This window comes from Pseudomonas sp. FP2338, assembly GCF_030687515.1.
In the GTDB taxonomy this organism is placed as follows: Bacteria; Pseudomonadota; Gammaproteobacteria; order Pseudomonadales; family Pseudomonadaceae; genus Aquipseudomonas; species Aquipseudomonas salomonii.
Map to the genome: position 1 here is coordinate 4,031,206 of NZ_CP117436.1, position 18,274 is coordinate 4,049,479.

General features: G+C 62.2%; 17 protein-coding genes. 12 read left to right on the forward strand and 5 right to left on the reverse strand.

Annotated features, from left to right (window positions below; all coding sequences use genetic code 11):
* Positions 1–129: 129 nt before the first annotated feature.
* Positions 130–1,023, reverse strand: coding sequence for a GNAT family acetyltransferase (locus tag PSH96_RS18180; RefSeq protein WP_305454193.1), 894 nt, complete (start codon positions 1,021–1,023; stop codon positions 130–132).
* A gap of 284 nt (positions 1,024–1,307) precedes the next feature.
* On the opposite strand from PSH96_RS18180, the gene ctlX reads away from it, so the two are divergent.
* The 7 genes from ctlX (at position 1,308) to PSH96_RS18215 (ending at position 7,222) form a co-directional block, all read left to right on the forward strand.
* Complete coding sequence (gene ctlX / locus PSH96_RS18185; RefSeq protein ID WP_305454194.1) at positions 1,308–2,234, forward strand: citrulline utilization hydrolase CtlX; 927 nt, start codon at positions 1,308–1,310, stop codon at positions 2,232–2,234.
* Positions 2,235–2,245: 11 nt separating this feature from the next.
* Complete coding sequence (locus PSH96_RS18190; protein WP_056861356.1) at positions 2,246–3,292, forward strand: ornithine cyclodeaminase; 1,047 nt, start codon at positions 2,246–2,248, stop codon at positions 3,290–3,292.
* Between the two features lie 226 nt (positions 3,293–3,518).
* Positions 3,519–4,298 carry an ABC transporter substrate-binding protein gene (locus tag PSH96_RS18195; RefSeq protein WP_305454196.1) on the forward strand — a complete coding sequence of 260 codons (780 nt, stop codon included), beginning with the start codon at positions 3,519–3,521 and terminating at the stop codon, positions 4,296–4,298.
* 176 nt (positions 4,299–4,474) lie between these two features.
* A complete protein-coding gene (locus PSH96_RS18200) occupies positions 4,475–5,176 on the forward strand; it encodes an ABC transporter permease (protein ID WP_305454197.1) in 702 nt (233 codons plus the stop codon).
* Positions 5,173–5,886: an ABC transporter permease gene (locus PSH96_RS18205; protein ID WP_236371562.1), complete on the forward strand. Its 714-nt coding sequence runs from the start codon at positions 5,173–5,175 to the stop codon at positions 5,884–5,886. The genes PSH96_RS18200 and PSH96_RS18205 overlap by 4 nt, the downstream gene beginning before the upstream one ends.
* A gap of 3 nt (positions 5,887–5,889) precedes the next feature.
* Complete coding sequence (locus PSH96_RS18210) at positions 5,890–6,720, forward strand: ABC transporter ATP-binding protein (protein WP_305454199.1); 831 nt, start codon at positions 5,890–5,892, stop codon at positions 6,718–6,720.
* Positions 6,721–6,724: 4 nt separating this feature from the next.
* Positions 6,725–7,222: an Lrp/AsnC family transcriptional regulator gene (locus PSH96_RS18215; protein ID WP_056861351.1), complete on the forward strand. Its 498-nt coding sequence runs from the start codon at positions 6,725–6,727 to the stop codon at positions 7,220–7,222.
* 123 nt (positions 7,223–7,345) lie between these two features.
* On the opposite strand, the gene PSH96_RS18220 is transcribed toward PSH96_RS18215, so the two are convergent.
* The 4 genes from PSH96_RS18220 to PSH96_RS18235 all read right to left on the reverse strand — a co-directional run bounded on the left by PSH96_RS18220 (position 7,346) and on the right by PSH96_RS18235 (position 11,515).
* Positions 7,346–8,179 (reverse strand): TIGR03915 family putative DNA repair protein, encoded by an 834-nt coding sequence (locus tag PSH96_RS18220; protein ID WP_305454201.1) that lies wholly within the window; start codon positions 8,177–8,179, stop codon positions 7,346–7,348.
* Complete coding sequence (locus PSH96_RS18225) at positions 8,176–9,396, reverse strand: putative DNA modification/repair radical SAM protein (protein ID WP_056861349.1); 1,221 nt, start codon at positions 9,394–9,396, stop codon at positions 8,176–8,178. Before PSH96_RS18225 ends, PSH96_RS18220 begins: the two co-directional genes overlap by 4 nt.
* A 179-nt stretch (positions 9,397–9,575) precedes the next feature.
* Positions 9,576–10,913: a lysine N(6)-hydroxylase/L-ornithine N(5)-oxygenase family protein gene (locus PSH96_RS18230; protein WP_305454202.1), complete on the reverse strand. Its 1,338-nt coding sequence runs from the start codon at positions 10,911–10,913 to the stop codon at positions 9,576–9,578.
* Between the two features lie 119 nt (positions 10,914–11,032).
* Positions 11,033–11,515: a sigma-70 family RNA polymerase sigma factor gene (locus PSH96_RS18235; RefSeq protein WP_056861347.1), complete on the reverse strand. Its 483-nt coding sequence runs from the start codon at positions 11,513–11,515 to the stop codon at positions 11,033–11,035.
* A 257-nt stretch (positions 11,516–11,772) separates the two neighbouring features.
* Here PSH96_RS18235 and PSH96_RS18240 point away from each other — a divergent pair, with 257 nt between their 5' ends.
* The 5 genes from PSH96_RS18240 (at position 11,773) to PSH96_RS18260 (ending at position 18,052) form a co-directional block, all read left to right on the forward strand.
* The gene (locus tag PSH96_RS18240; protein ID WP_305454203.1) at positions 11,773–12,945 is read left to right on the forward strand and encodes an efflux RND transporter periplasmic adaptor subunit; all 1,173 of its coding nucleotides are present in this window, start codon (positions 11,773–11,775) and stop codon (positions 12,943–12,945) included.
* The gene (locus PSH96_RS18245) at positions 12,929–14,920 is read left to right on the forward strand and encodes a MacB family efflux pump subunit (RefSeq protein WP_305454205.1); all 1,992 of its coding nucleotides are present in this window, start codon (positions 12,929–12,931) and stop codon (positions 14,918–14,920) included. Before PSH96_RS18240 ends, PSH96_RS18245 begins: the two co-directional genes overlap by 17 nt.
* On the forward strand, positions 14,913–16,316 hold the full coding sequence (locus PSH96_RS18250) for an efflux transporter outer membrane subunit (protein WP_305454206.1): 1,404 nt from the start codon (positions 14,913–14,915) through the stop codon (positions 16,314–16,316). The genes PSH96_RS18245 and PSH96_RS18250 overlap by 8 nt, the downstream gene beginning before the upstream one ends.
* 100 nt (positions 16,317–16,416) lie before the next feature.
* The gene (locus tag PSH96_RS18255) at positions 16,417–17,175 is read left to right on the forward strand and encodes an alpha/beta fold hydrolase (protein WP_305454208.1); all 759 of its coding nucleotides are present in this window, start codon (positions 16,417–16,419) and stop codon (positions 17,173–17,175) included.
* Between the two features lie 109 nt (positions 17,176–17,284).
* Complete coding sequence (locus PSH96_RS18260; RefSeq protein ID WP_017136273.1) at positions 17,285–18,052, forward strand: FadR/GntR family transcriptional regulator; 768 nt, start codon at positions 17,285–17,287, stop codon at positions 18,050–18,052.
* Positions 18,053–18,274 lie beyond the last annotated feature (222 nt).

Sequence of the window (18,274 nt, forward strand, 5' to 3'; positions counted from 1 at the left end):
CAAAACCCAATGTGGGAGCTGGCTTGTGTGGGAGCTGGCTTGCCTGCGATAGCATCACCCAGGTGTGTCTGACACACCGAGGTGGCAGTATCGCAGGCAAGCCAGCTCCCACATTTGATTTCGGTGTGCTCACAAGTCCTTGGGAATATTCACCGCAATCTTCTTGCCCATGCTGATCCTCGGCTCCACCCCATACCCCAGCGCCTCGTAGAACCCCACCACCGCGTCATTGCCGCCCGTAATCTGCAGGTTGATCTTCATACAACCCAACGCAGTCAACGCCTGCTCGGCATAACGCACCAGCGAAGCACCCAGGCCCTGCCGACGATAATCGCTGTGCACCGCCACTGAATACAACCAGCCGCGATGCCCGTCATAGCCGGCCAGAATGGTGCCGATCACGGCCTTTTTATCCGTCGCCACGAAGAACAGCCCATCGTTGACCGCGAGTTTTTTGTCAATTGCCAGGCTCGGCAGGTTATGCGCAGTGTCATAGCCAAACGCCTGCTGCCACAACGCTACCACCTGGGATCGGTGCGGACGATCGCGATACGGCCCAATGGGATGGCGCGATAACAAGGCCTTTTCCATCACCAGCGTGCGCTCATTGCCATGGTAAACGTCGCGCACCGTGTGAAAACCCAGCTTGGTATAAAACGGCTCGGCCGTCAGCGAGGACGGCACGCTCAGGACCGTCACACCGGCTTCAACGGCACGCAGTTCAACCTCGATCATCAGCAGCCGGCCAATGCCCTGCCCTTGTAACGCCGGGTTGACGAACACCGAGCGCACCACATTGCCATCGAGGGCGGCGGTGGCGACGATCACCTGATCCTGAATCGCCACCAGCACCACCCGGCGCTGCAGCAACGCCAGCACGGCGTCGGGCGTGAAGTTGCTGGCAACCCGAGCGATCACCTCCGCCGGGTAGTCCCGCGCATTGCTGCTGTGCAAGGCCGCCAGGATAACCTGGCTGATGCCCTCGGCATCGGTGGGTTGGGCAAGACGAACAGCGGTAGACATGCATTCTCCTTCCTGGCTCGGGTTTCACGACCGCCACCATACTAATGTGGGAGCTGGCTTGCCTGCGATAGCGGTCTGTCAGTCAGCGCATCTGGCACGGATAGACCGCTATCGCAGGCAAGCCAGCTCCCACAGTTTGATTGCATTTCAACTTGCCAGCCGATTCGGCTGCACTACCTCACTTTTCAGCTTTCCCGGCTGAGCCGCCCCGCCATATCAGCCGGGATTGACCCACCACAACGCACAAAATAGCCCCACAGCTCACCCCATGGATTCGTGCACCCATGCAAACCACCAACACCGTCTTGATGATTCGCCCGGCGCGCTTTGCCTTCAACCCGGACACCGCGATCAACAACCGCTTCCAACGCCCGCCACTTGATCCACTGAGCGCGCAGCAAAAAGCGCTGCAAGAGTTCGACGGCTATGTCGACACCCTGCGCCAACATGGCGTGGAAGTGCTGGTGGTACAGGACACTCCGGCCCCGCACACGCCCGACTCGATCTTCCCCAACAACTGGTGGAGCAGCCACGCCGATGGCAGCCTGGTGCTGTACCCGATGGAAGGCCAGAACCGACGACTGGAGCGCAACAAAGGCGTGCTGCAAGTGCTGGAGCAGCGTTTCGCGATCCATAGCACCATCGACCTGAGCCACCTCGAACAACAGAACATCTTCCTCGAAGGCACCGGCAGCATGGTGCTCGACCGCCAGCACCGTATCAGCTATGCCTGCCACTCCGGGCGTACCCACCAAGACGCCTTGCGTCAGTTTGCCGAACGCCTCGACTACCAACTCTGCGTCTTCCACGCCGTCGACCGCCACCACGCGCCGATCTACCACAGCAACGTGATGATGAGTGTCGGCCGCGACCTCTCGGTGGTGTGCCTGCAAGCCCTGCCCGATGCCAGCGAACGCCAGGCCCTGGAACGCTCGCTGCGCGACACCGGCAAAGACATCCTCGCCCTCGACTTCGACCAGCTCGAAGCCTTCGCCGGCAACATGCTCGAAGTCCACGACCGTGACGGCCAACCGCTGCTGGTGATGTCGGCCAGCGCCTGGAGCGCCCTGCACCCGGCCCAGCGCACGCATGTAGAACGCCACACCCGCCCGGTGGTGGTGAACATCGACAACATCGAACGCATCGGCGGCGGCAGTGCCCGCTGCATGCTGGCGGAAGTGCACCTGCCCGCCCGCGCCTCATTTCAATAAGGAGTCTTGCCATGACCCGTTATATCGACGTCAACGACCTCAGCTACCTGGTTTCACAAAAGGGCCTGCAAACCTGCATCAGCGAGATGGCCGAATACATCCGCGCCGACTACCTGCGCTGGCAGGACTTCGAAAAATGCGCGCGCCTGGCCAACCATTCGCCCGACGGCGTGATCGAGTTGATGCCGGTGTCGGATGCCTCGCTGTACGCCTTCAAATACGTTAACGGCCACCCGAAAAACACCCTGGCCGGCATGCTCACGGTGATGGCTTTCGGCGCCCTGGGCGATGTCGACACGGGCAAGCCGGTGCTGCTGGCAGAAATGACCCTGACCACCGCGATCCGTACCGCCGCCACCTCCGCCCTGGTGGCCCGCTACCTGGCGCGCGACAACAGCCGCAGCATGGCGTTGATCGGCAACGGCTCACAAAGCGAGTTCCAGGCCCTGGCCTTCCACGCCATGCTCGGTATCACCGAAATTCGCCTGTTCGATATCGACGCCAAGGCTACCGCCAAGCTGGCGGCCAACCTCAAGGCGTTCCCGGCGATCAAGGTGATCCTGGCCGCCAGCGTGGCCGAAGCGGTCAAAGGCGCGGACATTGTCACCACCGTGACGGCCGACAAGGCGTACGCCACCATCCTCACCGACGACATGATCGAACCGGGCATGCACCTCAATGCCGTGGGTGGCGACTGCCCCGGTAAAACCGAACTGGACCGCCGCATCGTCGAGCGCGCCCGAGTGATCGTCGAGTACGAACCGCAAAGCCGCATCGAAGGTGAAATCCAGCACATGCCGCACGATTCGCCGGTGACCGAGCTGTGGCAAGTCATCAATGGCCAGCAGCCCGGCCGCGAGAACGCGCGCCAAGTCACGCTGTTCGACTCGGTGGGCTTTGCCATCGAAGACTACTCGGCTCTGCGCTACGTGCTGGACGTGGCCAAGGCGCTGGATGTGGGCAGCACACTTGAACTGGTGCCGGACCTCGCCGACCCGAAAGACCTGTTTGCGCGCCTGGCCCAACAGCCCCGCGCGCAGCACAAAAAGCGCGCTTGAAACCGCTCTGGCCTGCCGCTTTGCGCTCAGGGCGGGCCAGACTTTCATCACTGAAAAGCCGATTTCGCGGGTCAAGCAGCCGAATCCGCTGCATTGCGCTTTTTAACAGCGCAATTTGCGCTTTATGCACGGGGTAAACGACACAAAAAACGCACCACCATGAAGCATTCTCTGCTCCCAGCGATTCACCGCCCTGACATCAATTACAAAATATAGGGACTGTCACATGACTCCATTGCGATCACTCTTCGCCGCGTTGCTGTTGCCACTGTGTGCCAGCGCTGCCCACGCCCAGGACTGGAAAGAAATCCGCTTCGGCGTATTCCCCGAATACCCACCCTTTGAGTCCGTCGCCGCCGACGGCAGCCTGCAAGGCTTTGATATCGAGCTGGGCAACGCCATCTGCGCCAAGCTCGACGTCAAATGCACCTGGGTGCACAACGAATTCGACGGCATGATCCCGGCCCTGCGCGCGCGCAAGTTCGACGCGATCATGTCCTCCATGGCCGTAACCCCGGCGCGTGAGAAAGTCATCGACTTCAGCGACCGCCTGTTCCTCAGCCCCACCTCGGTGATCACCCGTAAAAACGCCGACTTCGGCGACACGCCGGAGTCGCTCAAAGGCAAGCAGGTGGGCGTGCTGCAAGGTTCACTGCAGGAAGCCTATGCACGTGCCCACCTGGCCAGGCTTGGCGCGCAGATCAAGGCGTACCAGTCCCAGGAGCAGAACTACGCCGACCTGCAAAACGGTCGCCTCGACGCCACCCTGACCGACAAGCTCGAAGCCCAGCTCAACTTTCTGTCCAAGCCTGAAGGCGCCGACTACAAGAGCGGCCCGGCCTTCAAGGACCCGACCTTGCCGCTGGATATCGCCATGGGGCTGCGCAAGAACGACGCCGAACTGCGTGCGCTGATCAATAAAGGCATCGCCGCCGTGCAGGCCGATGGCACCTACGCGCAGATCCAGAAGAAGTACTTCGGCGATCAGGATATCTACAACGAATAGGCCCACCCCGGCCCCTGTGGGAGCTGGCTTTTGTGGCGAGCAAGCTTGCTTGCGCTGGAGTGCGAAGCGCTCCAAAAAAAGCCGGCGCCAGCTGCGCTGTCGAACGGGAGCAAGCTCCCTCGCCACAAAAGCCCGCTCCCACAGGGGTATATCTACGCCCTTTTGAGATCCTCTCAATGAACGAACTCCTCAACCTGCAAGGCTACGGCCCGATGCTGGCCCAGGGTGCCTGGATGACGCTCAAGCTGGCGTTGCTGGCGCTGGCATTGAGCCTCTCCCTGGGCCTGATCGCCGCCGGTGCCAAGCTGTCGAGCGTCAAATGGCTGCGCGTGCCCGCCACCCTCTACACCACACTGATCCGCAGCGTGCCGGACCTGGTGCTGATCCTGTTGATCTTCTACAGCCTGCAACTGTGGCTCAACGACCTGAGCGAAGTGTTCGGCTGGGATTACTTTGAAATCGACCCGTTTACCGCTGGGGTGATCACCCTGGGGTTTATCTACGGCGCGTATTTCACCGAGAACTTTCGCGGCGCCATTCTCAGTGTGCCGGCCGGGCAACTGGAAGCCGCCACCGCCTACGGCCTGAGCCGCTGGCAGCGCTTTCACCTGGTGCTGTTCCCGCAACTGATGCGCTTTGCCCTGCCGGGCCTGGGCAACAACTGGCTGGTGCTGCTCAAATCCACGGCGCTGGTGTCGATCATCGGCCTGTCGGACCTGGTCAAGGCCGCGCAAAACGCCGGCAAGACCACCAATGAGCCACTGTACTTCCTGATCCTCGCGGGCCTGGTGTACCTGCTGATCACCACCCTCTCCAACCGCATCTTCAAGCGCCTCGAACGGCGCTACAACCTCGGCATCAAGGGGATGGCGCGATGATCGAACTGTTCCAGCAATACGGCCTGGCCTACCTGTTCAGCGATGGCACAGGGTTGTCCGGGGTCGCCATGACGTTGTGGCTGTTTATCATCTCGGTGGTCGCAGGCTTTGTGCTGTCAATCCCACTGGCGCTGGCGCGCGTCTCGCAGCACGTCTGGCTGCGCTGGCCGGTGGAGGCCTACACCTACCTGTTTCGTGGCACGCCGCTGTATATCCAGTTGCTGATTTGCTACACCGGGCTGTACAGCCTGGAAGTGGTGCAGGACAACGCGCTGCTCAACCAGTTTTTCCGTAATGCGCTCAACTGCACGCTGCTGGCGTTTGTGCTCAACACCTGCGCCTACACCGTGGAAATCTTCGCCGGGGCGATCCGCAACATTCCCCACGGCGAAATCGAAGCCGCGCGTGCCTATGGCCTGCACGGCTGGCGCCTCAACCTGTTTGTGGTGGTGCCCGCCGCGCTGCGTCGTGCGCTGCCGGCCTACAGCAATGAAATGATCCTGATGTTGCACGCCACCTCGCTGGCGTTTACCGCCACCGTCGCCGATATCCTCAAAGTGGCCCGTGACGCCAACGCCGAAACGTTCCTCACGTTCCAGGCTTTTGGCATCGCCGCCCTGCTCTACATGCTGCTGTCCTTTGCACTGGTGGGCCTGTTCCGACTGGCCGAACGTCGCTGGATGCGCTTTCTTGTTCCTACCCGAGGCTAACCCATGAATCAGTCCGCGCAGGCCCTGGCCGCTTACCCTGTTGACGAACCCGTTGCCCAACCGGCAACCGCTGCGATCAAGCTTCAAGTCGAAGGCATCCACAAACGTTACGGCGAGCACGAAGTGCTCAAGGGCGTGTCCCTTAACGCACGCAACGGCGACGTCATCAGCCTGATCGGCGCCAGCGGCTCGGGCAAAAGCACGATGCTGCGCTGCATCAACTTTCTCGAACAGCCGGATGCCGGGGTAATCACCCTGGACGGCATCAGCATCGAAATGCGCCAAGGCCGCGCCGGTGTCCGTGCCCCTCATCAAGAGCAGCTGCAAAACCTACGCACGCGCCTGGCCATGGTGTTCCAGCACTTCAACCTGTGGAGCCACATGACCGTGCTGGAAAACATCACCATGGCGCCGCGCCGGGTGTTGGGCGTCAGCGCGGCCGAAGCGGAAAAACGCGCACGCCTGTACCTGGACAAAGTTGGCCTGCCCGGCCGCGTGGCCGATCAATACCCGGCGTTTCTGTCCGGCGGCCAGCAACAGCGTGTGGCCATCGCACGGGCATTGGCGATGGAGCCGGAAATTATTCTGTTCGATGAACCGACCTCAGCGCTGGACCCGGAACTTGTAGGAGAAGTCCTCAAAGTCATACAGACGTTGGCCGAGGAAGGTCGTACCATGCTGATGGTCACCCACGAAATGGGCTTTGCCCGCCAGGTGTCCAGCCAAGTGCTGTTTTTGCATCAGGGCCGGGTCGAGGAACAAGGCGGCGCCGAGATTCTCGACCACCCCAACAGCGAACGCTTGCAGCAATTTCTTTCCAACCGTTTGAAGTGAACTCATGGATACCAAGGCCCACGGACCCCATTCTTCCCCCTCGCTGGACCGCATCGATGAGGCCATCATCGACGTGTTGCGTCACCAGGGGCGTATCACCTACGAAAAGCTTTCATCTCTGGTGCACCTGACACCCAGGCCGTGCCTGGAGCGGGTGCGCAAGCTGGAGCGACGCGGGGTGATCCGTGGTTATGGGGCGATCATCGATGTGCAGATGGTCTCGCCGGGGCTGTCGCTGCTGGTGCTGGTGGCCTTGTCCAATCAGAGCGGGCGCTCGGCGCAGAAGGCCTTTGAGGCCTGCGTCAAAGCCTGCCCCCAGGTGTTCGAGTGCCAACTGATCAGCGGGCCGTTCGATTACAGCCTGCGCATGCGTTGCCGGGATATGGAGCATTACCGGGTGCTGACGGAAACCTGGCTGAATAATGATGAGTTGCACATCGATAAGTTGGTGGCGCACCCGGAGTTGGCGGTGGTCAAAAACACCGCGACCGAACTGGCCTGACACCCACCCTCCCAAACACCGAAGATCCACTGTGGGAGCTGGCTTGCCTGCGATAGCGGTGGGCCAGGCAACTCAAGGCTAACTGATACACCGCTATCGCAGGCAAGCCAGCTCCCACATTTTTCAACCGTGCCCGCTTGAGATTTTCTTGCCGGGCCTGGCGCCGATCAGCTTCGCCTGCCCATCCTTCTGCTTGCCCGTGCGCGCCTCGCTGATCAACCCCGGTATCAACTTGCCCTCCGGCAAATTCTTCCAGAACCGGCTGGGCAGATGCCCTTCCATCACCTTGGGGTTCAACCGCGCCGGGTTGAAGATATGGCTGTAGTAGGTCAGCCACATCGCGCTGTGGGGGTCTTCGACATTCTGGGCCAATTGTTGCCAGGCCTCAGGGCACTGGCGTTGATGAATCAACTGTTCACCGTCGTAATACACGCCGTCCAGGGGTGTTGCGATCATCCAGCGATGGCGGCCCATGCGTCCGACAAAATGCTGGCTGGCGGACTTCAAGATGTCATGGGCCGGCTCATGCCACGCCACATACTCCGGCAGCTGTGGCCCAGCCTGCGCAGGTAGAGCAATAAACCGCACAAACGCATGCAGGTGATGGGCCTCGCGGCTGACCTGCTTGATGCGCCGTTGCAACTCACTGCCCAGCTTGTCCCCGGCCAGCATCGCTGTGCGGTCGCCGTGGCTGACACGCCACAACACCTCGTACAACAGGCTCCAGCGCTGATCACCGTGGTAACAGGCAGCCGATTCCAACAACTCCAGCAACGCCTTGGGGATTCGTGCCTGAAACGGCCCGAGCTGCTCAGGTACAGGCTCGTCCGTGGCAAACAGGTCCGCCACTTCGGCCTCGCCCCAGCTCACCTGGCTGGGGTCGACCTGATGGCTGAGCAGCCAGCGCGCCTGCTCGCGCCAGGTGCTGAAGAGGTTGTCGCATTCCAGGCTGATCATCCCCACAGCCCCATCTGTTGCGGCTGCGGGCGGTCGCGCAGTTGCTCGCGCAGCAGCACGCTGGTGCTGTCCGCCTGTTGCGGGTGGTAGTCGCTGGTGATGAAAAACGGCTTGGCCTTGGCCAGCACGCAGCGCATGCGGGCCAGGTCTTCGAAACGGATCTTGCGTTCGCGGCGCAGGTCGACCAGGCGCTGGGTAGTGCGCAGGCCAATGCCGGGGATACGCGCGATCAGCGTGGGCTCGGCGCGGTTCAGGTCCAATGGGAACACCTCGCGGTGCTCCAGCGCCCAGGCCAGCTTGGGGTCGATATCCAGGGCCAGATGGCCGGGGCCTTCGAACAGTTCATTGGCGCTGAAACCGTAACTGCGCAGTAGAAAGTCGGCCTGGTACAGGCGGTGTTCACGCATCAGCGGCGGCGCGGCCAGCGGCACACTTTTGGGGCTGTTGGGAATGGGGCTGAACGCCGAGTAATACACGCGCCGCAGCTTGTAGTTGCCATACAGCGCCTCGGCACCGTGCAGGATGGTGCTGTCGTCGGTGTCATCGGCGCCGACGATCATCTGCGTGCTCTGCCCCGCCGGTGCAAAACGCGGTGCGCGCGGCTCGTTGAACACCGTCTGCTCGCCGGTGTAGATGGTCTGCATGGCTTGCTTGATCGAGCCGATCTGCTTCTCCGGCGCCAGGGTTTGCAGGCTGGCGTCGGTGGGCAGCTCGATGTTCACGCTGAGGCGGTCGGCATAACGCCCGGCTTCGGCGATCAGCGCAGGGTCGGCTTCGGGAATGGTCTTGAGGTGGATGTAACCGCGAAAGTCATGCTCTTCGCGCAACAATTTGGCGACCCGAACCAACTGCTCCATGGTGTAGTCGGCCGAACGAATGATGCCGGAGCTGAGAAACAGCCCGCTGACGCAATTGCGCTTGTAAAAGTCCAGGGTCAGGGTGACCACCTCCTCCGGGCTGAAACGCGCACGGGGCACGTCGCTGGAGCGGCGGTTGACGCAGTATTGGCAGTCGTACAGGCAGAAGTTGGTAAGCAATACCTTGAGCAACGACACACAACGCCCGTCCGGCGTGTAGCTGTGGCAAATGCCCATGCCATCGGTAGAACCCAGCCCGGCCTTGCCCTCGGAGCTGCGCTTGGGCGCACCACTGCTGGCGCAGGAGGCGTCGTACTTGGCGGCGTCGGCGAGGATGCTGAGTTTTTCGATCAACTGCATGAAGGGCTACCGATACTGGTTTTTTGTACAGTACCAATAGCCCGACGTTGTCACAAGTGCCGTCTGTAGGAGCGCGCCTTTTGTGGCGAGGGAGCTTGCTCCCGCTGGGCTGCGAAGCGGCCCCAAAACCGTGCGGGCGCTACGCACCCGAGCGGGAGCAAGCTCCCTCGCCACAGTAATCAGCTGGCAGTGGCCAGCAGCAAATCCTGCACCGAACGTGCCTTGCCACGGTGACGATCGTTTTCATACAGCGAGGCGGCAATCTCATCGGCCCGAATCGGCAGTACCGACAGCAAGGTGTCGCTCAACCCATGGCTGGCCTGGCTGAAGCCCTGGATATAGATACCGGCCTTGCAGCGCTCGTCGGTGACGATCCGATAGTCGCGGGCCACTTCGAAGTCGCCCATATAGGCTTGCAGTGGCGCCAGCAGCTCGCGGTGCATCTGGCGCTCGTAGCCGGTGGCCAGGATCACCGCGTCGTAATGGCTCACGCTGGTGTCGCCGTTGGCGTTGTTGCGCAGTACCAGTTCGATGCCCAACGGTCCGGCTGTGGCTTTCTCGACCACGGTCATGGTGCGGAAGGCCTGGCGGTTGATGCCAGAGACTTTCTGGCGGTAGAAAATCCCGTAGATGCGCTCGATCAGGTCCAGGTCGACCACCGAATAGTTGGTGTTCTGGTACTCGGCCACCAGGCGCTCACGCTCGGCGCCGACTTGCTGGAACACCAGGTCGGTAAACGCCGGCGAGAACACTTCGTTGACGAACGGGCTGTCATCCGCCGGTTTAAGCGCCGAACCGCGCAGGATCATGTCCACCTGCACCGACGGGAAGCTGTCGTTGAGGTCGATAAAGGCTTCGGCCGCGCTCTGCCCGCCGCCGATGATCGCAATGCGCATCGGCTTACCCTCCACGCACGGCTGCTGGGCCATGCGCTCGAGGTATTGGGAATGGTGGAACACTCGGCCGTCATCCCTGAGCGCGTTGAACGCCTCCGGCACACGTGGCGTGCCGCCGGCGCTGACCACCACCGAGCGGGTGGTGCGCACATGCTGTTCGCCCTGGGCATCACGGGAGATCACGCGCAGCGCTTCAACCTGCTGCTGGTTCAGGATCGGCTCAATGGCCAGCACTTCCTCGCCATACCGCGCCTGTGCCTGGAACTGCCCGGCGACCCAGCGCAGGTAGTCGTTGTACTCCATGCGGCACGGGTAAAAGGTGCCCAGGTTGATGAAATCCACCAGGCGGTCGTGGGCCTTCAGGTAATTGACGAACGAGTACGGGCTGGTGGGGTTGCGCAGCGTCACCAGATCCTTGAGGAACGAAATCTGCAGTTCGCTCTGGGTCACCAGGGTATTGCCGTGCCAGCGGTAGTCGGCCTGCTTGTCGAGAAACACCACGTCCAGTTTGCCCTGGGCTTTTTCACGCTCCTGCAGGGCGATGGCCAGCGCCAGGTTCGAAGGGCCGAAACCGATCCCGATCAGGTCGTGAACCGCGGGCGAAGCAATTGCCTGTGTCATTCCAGTGTCCTCTGGATAAGCCCCTTGGCGGTGGGGCGGGAATACCTGCAAAGCCTGAACAACAGGCCATGTGTTGATAGGAAACGAGGACAATGAAATAAAATTTAACTAATCTGCGATCAGTGCGCGTCCCACTCGCGCATGCGCACCCGGCAGTGCTTCATGGCATTAACGATATGTTTTTCCACCAGGCTGCGGGAAATGCTCAGGCGTTCGGCGATTTGCAGGTGAGAAAGGCCGTCGAGCTTGCGCAGCAGGAAGCTGTCGCGGCAGGCGCTGGGCAGCTCGGCCAGGGCTCTTTCGAGCAGGGCCAGGCGCTGGGCCTGGTCGTGACTGGCGTGGGGCGAACAGGTGGCGAAGCGCTCTTCACTGTCCAGCACCTCCAGGGGCTCGGACTGGCGCAAGGCATTACGCCGATGGCCGTCGATCACCAGGTTCAGCGCGGTACGGTACAAAAATGCGCGCGGCTGTTCGATCGGCGTATCGCTGGCGCGCTCCAGCACCCGCACATAGGCGTCATGCACCACATCTTCGGCCACCTGACGGTTGCCCAGCTTGGCGTTGAGGAAACACACCAGCTCGCGATAGTAGTTTTCCAACATGACTCCCGACCGTCCTGGGGGGACGGCATCAGTTCCTTGAGTGCTAACGACGACAGGCCATGGATGATGGCAGTTTGAGTGTGTGCAATTTATAGTAATTCTCATCTACTTTTAAAGAAGTCTTACACCAACAGTCGAGTTTTTTTACGAGACACAGCTGTTACCACGTATGTAAGCAGCTAAATTTTCGGGCAATTTCATCGTATAACTGTCAGCCCTCCGCAACTGCGGCCCCTATTCCCGGCTGGAAACAACGCATGAAACGCCCTCGCCCCGCCCGACGCGCCCTGCTGGTTGTCGCGTGCCTGATTCCCATCGTCGCACTGGCGGCCTGGCAGATACTGCCGCCGGGCCGCGATGGCCTCGCCACCGTCACCGTCACACGCGGCAACATTGAAAACAGCGTCACGGCATTGGGCACCCTGCAACCACGCCGCTATGTCGACGTGGGCGCACAAGCATCCGGGCAAATCCGCAAGATCCATGTCGAGGCCGGTGACCAGGTCAAAGAAGGCCAGTTGCTGGTAGAAATCGACCCCGCCACGCAACAGGCCAAGCTCGACGCCAGCCGCTACGCCATCGACAACCTCAAGGCCCAGTTGCAGGAGCAGAACGCCCAGCACCAACTCGCGCGCCAGAAATACCAGCGCCAGCAACGCCTGGTGGCCGGTAACGCCACCCGCGAAGAAGACGTGCAAACCGCCAAGGCCGAGCTGAGCGCCACCCAGGCACGGGTCGACATGTACCAGGCGCAGATCCGCCAGGCCCAGGCCAGCCTGCGCAGCGACGAGGCCGAATTGGGCTATACCCGCATCTTCGCGCCTATGAGCGGCACGGTGGTGGCGGTAGACGCGCGCGTCGGCCAGACCCTCAACGCCCAGCAGCAAACCCCGCTGATCCTGCGCATCGCCAAGTTGTCGCCGATGACGGTATGGGCCGAGGTTTCCGAAGCCGACATCGGCCACGTCAAACCCGGCATGACGGCCTATTTCACCACGCTCAGCGGCGGCGGCCGGCGCTGGACCAGCACCGTGCGCCAGATCCTGCCGATCCCGCCCAAACCCCTGAATGAAACCAGCCAGGGCAACGGCAGCCCCAGCAGCACCAGCAAAAGCGGCAGCGGCCGTGTGGTGCTGTACACGGTGCTGCTGGATGTGGACAACGCCGACAATGCCCTGATGGCCGAAATGACCACCCAGGTGTTTTTTGTCGCAAGTCAGGTCAAGGATGTGCTCACCGTGCCGGTCGCGGCCTTGCTCGGCAGCCACGGCACCGACAAGCAAACCGCCCGCGTGGTGGCAAAAAACGGCTCGATCGAAAAGCGTGACGTGCGCCTGGGCATCAGTGACCGTTTGCGCGTCGAAGTGCTGGACGGCCTCAGCGAGGGCGATCACGTGTTGATCGGCCCAGCCGATGACAACGGGGGTTGAGTTGACCACGCCGCTGATCGAACTCAAAAACATCCGCAAATCCTACGGCGGCGGCGACAGCCCGCAGGTCGATGTGCTGCGCGGGATCGACCTGTCGATCCATGCCGGGGAATTCGTCGCCATCGTTGGCGCCTCCGGCTCCGGCAAATCCACGCTGATGAACATCCTCGGCTGCCTCGACCGCCCTTCCGAGGGCGACTATCTGTTCGCCGGCGAAAACGTCGCGCACCTGGGCAGCGACGAACTGGCCTGGCTGCGCCGCGAAGCCTTTGGTTTTGTGTTCCAGGGCTACCACCTGATTCCGTCCGGTTCGGCCCAGGAAAACGTCGAGATGCCGGCGATCTATGCCGGTATCAGCGCCACCGAGCGGCATGCCCGCGCCAAAGCCCTGCTCACGCGCCTGGGCCTGGCCGACCGCACCGCCAACCGCCCGCACCAACTCTCCGGCGGCCAGCAGCAACGGGTGTCGATCGCGCGCGCCCTGATGAACGGCGGCCATATCATCCTCGCCGACGAACCCACCGGTGCCCTCGACAGCCACAGCGGCGCCGAGGTGATGACCCTGCTGGACGAACTGGCGAACCAGGGCCATGTGGTGATCCTGATTACCCACGACCGCGAAGTGGCGGCGCGGGCCAACCGCATCATCGAGATCCGCGACGGGCTGATCATCAGTGACTCGACGCACAGTGACACCCATGTGCCGGTCACCGCCAACAGCGACGCGCTGCAAGCCGTCGACCTGCGCCAGCGCCTGGCCGACGGGGCCGAGCACAATGGTGCCTGGAAAGCCGAACTGCTCGATGCCATACGCGCAGCCTGGCGGGTGATGTGGATCAATCGCTTTCGCACCGCACTGACGCTGCTGGGGATCGTGATTGGCGTGGCGTCCGTGGTGGTGATGCTGGCCGTCGGCGAAGGCAGCAAGCGCCAGGTGATGGCGCAGATGGGCGCGTTCGGCTCCAATATCATTTACCTCAGCGGCTCATCGCCCAACCCGCGCACGCCGCCGGGTATCGTAACCCTCAACGATGTCGCGGCACTGGCGATGTTGCCCCAGGTCAAGCGCATCATGCCGGTCAACGGCAACGACGCCGGGGTTCGTTTCGGCAACCTGGACTACCTGGCCTATGTGGGTGGCAACGACGTCAACTTCCCCGAAATTTTCAATTGGCCGGTGGTCGAAGGCAGTTATTTCACTCAGGAAGACGAGCGCGCCGGCGCGACAGTCGCGGTGATCGGCCACCGTATCCGCGAAAAGCTGTTCAAAAACGTCGCCAGCCCGATCGGCCAATACATCCTGATCGAAAACGTGCCCTTCCAGGTCATCGGCGTCCTCGCCGAAAAAGGCTCCGCCTCCGGCAATAAAGACAGCGATGACCGCGTAGCGATCCCCTACACCGCCGCCAGCGTGCGCCTGTTCGGCACGTACAACCCCGAATACGTGGCGATCGCCGCCGCCGATGCACGCAAGGTCCATGAGGCTGAAATGGCCATTGATCAACTGATGCTCAAGCTGCACAACGGTAAGCGTGACTACCAGTTGACCAACAACGCCGCGATGATCCAGGCCGAAGCCCGCACGGCCAACACGCTGTCGCTGATGCTCGGTTCGATTGCGGCGATTTCCCTGCTGGTGGGCGGGATCGGTGTGATGAACATCATGCTGATGACGGTGCGTGAACGCACCCGCGAAATCGGTATTCGCATGGCCACCGGTGCGCGCCAGCGCGACATCCTGCGCCAGTTCCTCACCGAGGCGGTGATGCTCTCGGTGGTCGGCGGCCTGTTCGGCATCGCCCTCGCGCTGCTGGTGGGCGGCGTGCTGATACTGGCCGAGGTGGCGGTGCAATTTTCCCTGGTGGCGGTGTTTGGCGCGTTTGGCTGTGCGCTGGTCACCGGTGTCGTATTCGGCTTTATGCCGGCCCGTAAAGCTGCCCGGCTCGATCCGGTTAAGGCGTTGACCAGTGAATAAACGATCTTCCCTGCTGGGCGTGTGCCTGTTGCTCAACGCCTGTACTGGCAACCCGCCGAGTGTCGACAGCGGCCTCGCGCCGCCGCCCGCCTGGCAGTACGCCGAACGCGATGCCACCCAGGCGACCAACCAACGCTGGTGGACACACTTCGCCAGCCCGACGCTCAACCGCCTGATCGACCAGGCGCGACGCGACAGTTATGACGTGGCCGCCGCCATGGCACGGGTGCGCCAGGCCCAGGCGAGTGCGGTGATTGCCGGTGCGCCGTTGCTGCCCGAGGTCAAGTTCAACCTTACCGCCAGCCGTGAAAAGCTGCTGCGCGGCAGTGGCAACGCCTCGTTGGACGCCACCGACAGCAACAAGACCGTCGACAGTTTCGGTGCCAACCTCACCGCCAGCTATGAACTGGACTTCTGGGGCGGCCGCGTTGCCGCCCGCGACAGCGCCCTGCAAAGCCTGCGCGCCAGTGAGTTTGACCAGGCCACCGTGGAACTGACCCTGCTCAGCAACGTCGCCGACCGCTACGCGCAAACCCTCGCCGCGCAGCAACGCCAGCAGATCGCCGAGCTGAACCTGGCGAATGCGCGCAGTGTGCTGAACCTGGTGCAAACCCGCTACGACGCAGGCGCAGCCACCGCCCTGGAGCTGGCCCAACAGAAAAGCCTGGTGGCCGGCCAGCAACGGCAATTGCCGCTGATTGCGCAGGTGGCCGAAGAATCGCGGATCACCCTCGCCGCCCTGCTCGGTCAGCCGGTACAAGCCCTGGACCTGGGCACCGAGCCGTTCCAGGCGCTGGCCTGGCCAACCATTGGCCCCGGCGTGCCGAGCCAATTGCTCAGTCGCCGCCCCGACCTGGCCCGCGCCGAGGCGCAACTGGCGGCGGCCAGTGCCGACGTCACCGTGGCACGCGCGGCGATGCTGCCCAGCGTGACCTTGGGCGCGACAGTCGGCTCCGGCGCCTATAAAGCTGAAGATATCCTGCGCAGCCCGTTCTACAACCTGACCTCGGGGCTGGTGGCACCGATCTTCAACAATGGCCGATTAAGCGCTGAGCGCGACAAGGCCCGCGCCCGCCAGGACGAGCTGCTGCAGACCTATCGCGGCGCCATCATCAACGGCTTTGCCGATGTGGAGAAAGCCCTCAGCAGCATCACGCGCCTGGACCAGCAGCGCCAATGGCAGGCCGAAGAACTGCAACAGGCCCAGGCCGCCTTCCAGATCTCCGAGAGCCGCTACCAGGCAGGCGCCGAGGACTTGCTGACGGTGCTGGAAACCCAACGCACCTTGTACGCCGCCCAGGACTTGAACGTGCAGCTGCGGCTGTCACGGCTGCAAGCCAGCATTGCCTTGTACAAAGCGCTGGGCGGCGGCTGGAATACGGATATCCGACAATAAAACTGTAAAGTCCTACACGAAGCGTTTATTCGCCCTACATTCTTTGACCCTGGGTCCTTGGTAAAAAAGCCGCCCTCACACGGCAGCCCGGACCCTCTTGATGAAACCCAGCGTTCTGGTAAAAAACCTGGCGTGTATCGGCCTCTGGCTGATCGCGGGCCAGGCGTTGGCCGAGCCGCTGATCGCGCCCACCGCGATCGACTGGCTGCTGGATTGCCCCTTCCCCGCCCAGGAGCGGCCGGACCCCGAGGTGCTGGAACGCACCCAATGCGCCAGTGTGAGCGTGCCACGCGACCATGCCGCGCCCAAACGCGGCAGCCTGCGCCTGGCCCTGACCCGCGTGGGCGCCCGCCAACCGCTCAACCGTGAAGGTGTGGTGTTTATCCAGGGTGGCGAGCCGCCAAAGGGCCAGGGCGCGACCTTCGCCCTGCACCTGACCAGCCGTTGGGAGTCCTATGCCACCCAGGCCTATCGCACCTTGACCAACCGCTATGACGTGATCGAACTGAGCCCCCGTGACCTGAGCCAAGCCAATGGCGTTGAGCAAGCGGCGCGCGACATGGAGTATGTGCGTGCCCAACTCGGCGAGGCCCAACTCAATTACCTGGGCAACGCCCAGGCCACCCGCCTTGGCAGTCGTTATGCCGCGCTGTTTCCCAAGCGCGTCGCACGCATGGTGCTGGTCAATGCCGAGCAGGCCGAGCCGGTCGCCGCGGGCATCGAGCAATTGCTGCTCAAGGAGCCGGCCCGCCCTGGCACCGGCGCCGGGTGCATCAACCGCTGGGTCGGCGATTTTCTCGTATTCGGGAAACAGCCGCCTGCGTCCACACGCTGCCTCGACCTCGGCAGCTGGGAATAACCCGCGTATTTGCGACCACTTCAGGCCGAAAACGACACCTTGCGTTGACGCTCCGGTTCAATCGTTATTAAGTGCTATTAATCCGCATTAATAGGATCAATAGAACAGCATGCTCAGCCGCCCGCTACGACGCAAACGCCAGAAGCTTTCCGATGTGATTGTCGAGTCGGTCAAACGCTCGATCGTCACCGACGCGCTCAAGCCCGGCGACCGCCTGCCTACCGAGCGCGAGTTGATGGAAAGTTTCCAATGCTCCAAAGGCTCGGCCCGTGAAGCACTCAAGGCCCTGGAAGTGGAAGGCTTGGTGAGCACACGCACCGGCCCCAGTGGTGGCGCGTACCTGAACCAGGCCGGCACTGAACCGGCCAGCCGCGCGTTGCGTAACTACCTGCACTTCCAGCACCTGGATGGCGAGCAGGTGTACCAGCTGCGCAAGGTCATCGAGGTAGAACTGGCAGTGTCGGTGCTGGGGCGCTTGAGCGAAGACGACTATCAAGCCCTGCAAGACAACGTGGATTTTTGCAGCGCCCCCGAAGACAGCGAAGCCGGCCAACGCGAACAGCGCCTGGCCGAGTTGGAATTTCACAACCTGCTGGCCAAGGCCTGCCCCAACCCGCTGCTGAGTTTTATGGCGCAGTTTCTCAACGACCTGCTGCGCGACCTGGTGGTGCTGAAAAAAGCCTACAAACCCAAGCGCAAACAGTTCGACGCGGCCAACCTCGATTACCACAAGCAGTTGCTGCTGGCCTTTCGCGCCGGGGATGAAACCGCCGTGCGCAACCTGATGCATGAACATATGTGCGATGCCGAACACCACATGACGGCGCTGGAAGGCGAGGTCAGCCCGCACTTTCTGTTGGAGTTTGATCACTCTTAAGCACACCCAGGATCCCAAACTGCAAACCTATTCAATGTGGGAGTTGGCTTGCCTGCGATGCAGACACCTCGGTGTTTCTGTCAATCCGGGTCGATGCCATCGCAGGCAAGCCAGCTCCCACACTCGACCCGGTTCCAACCGTTAGACCGCTTCACTCAATTCAATAACAGGCCTGACCACAGGCCCTTGCTCCACCGTATCGCCCTTGCCGCTCCTGCCAAT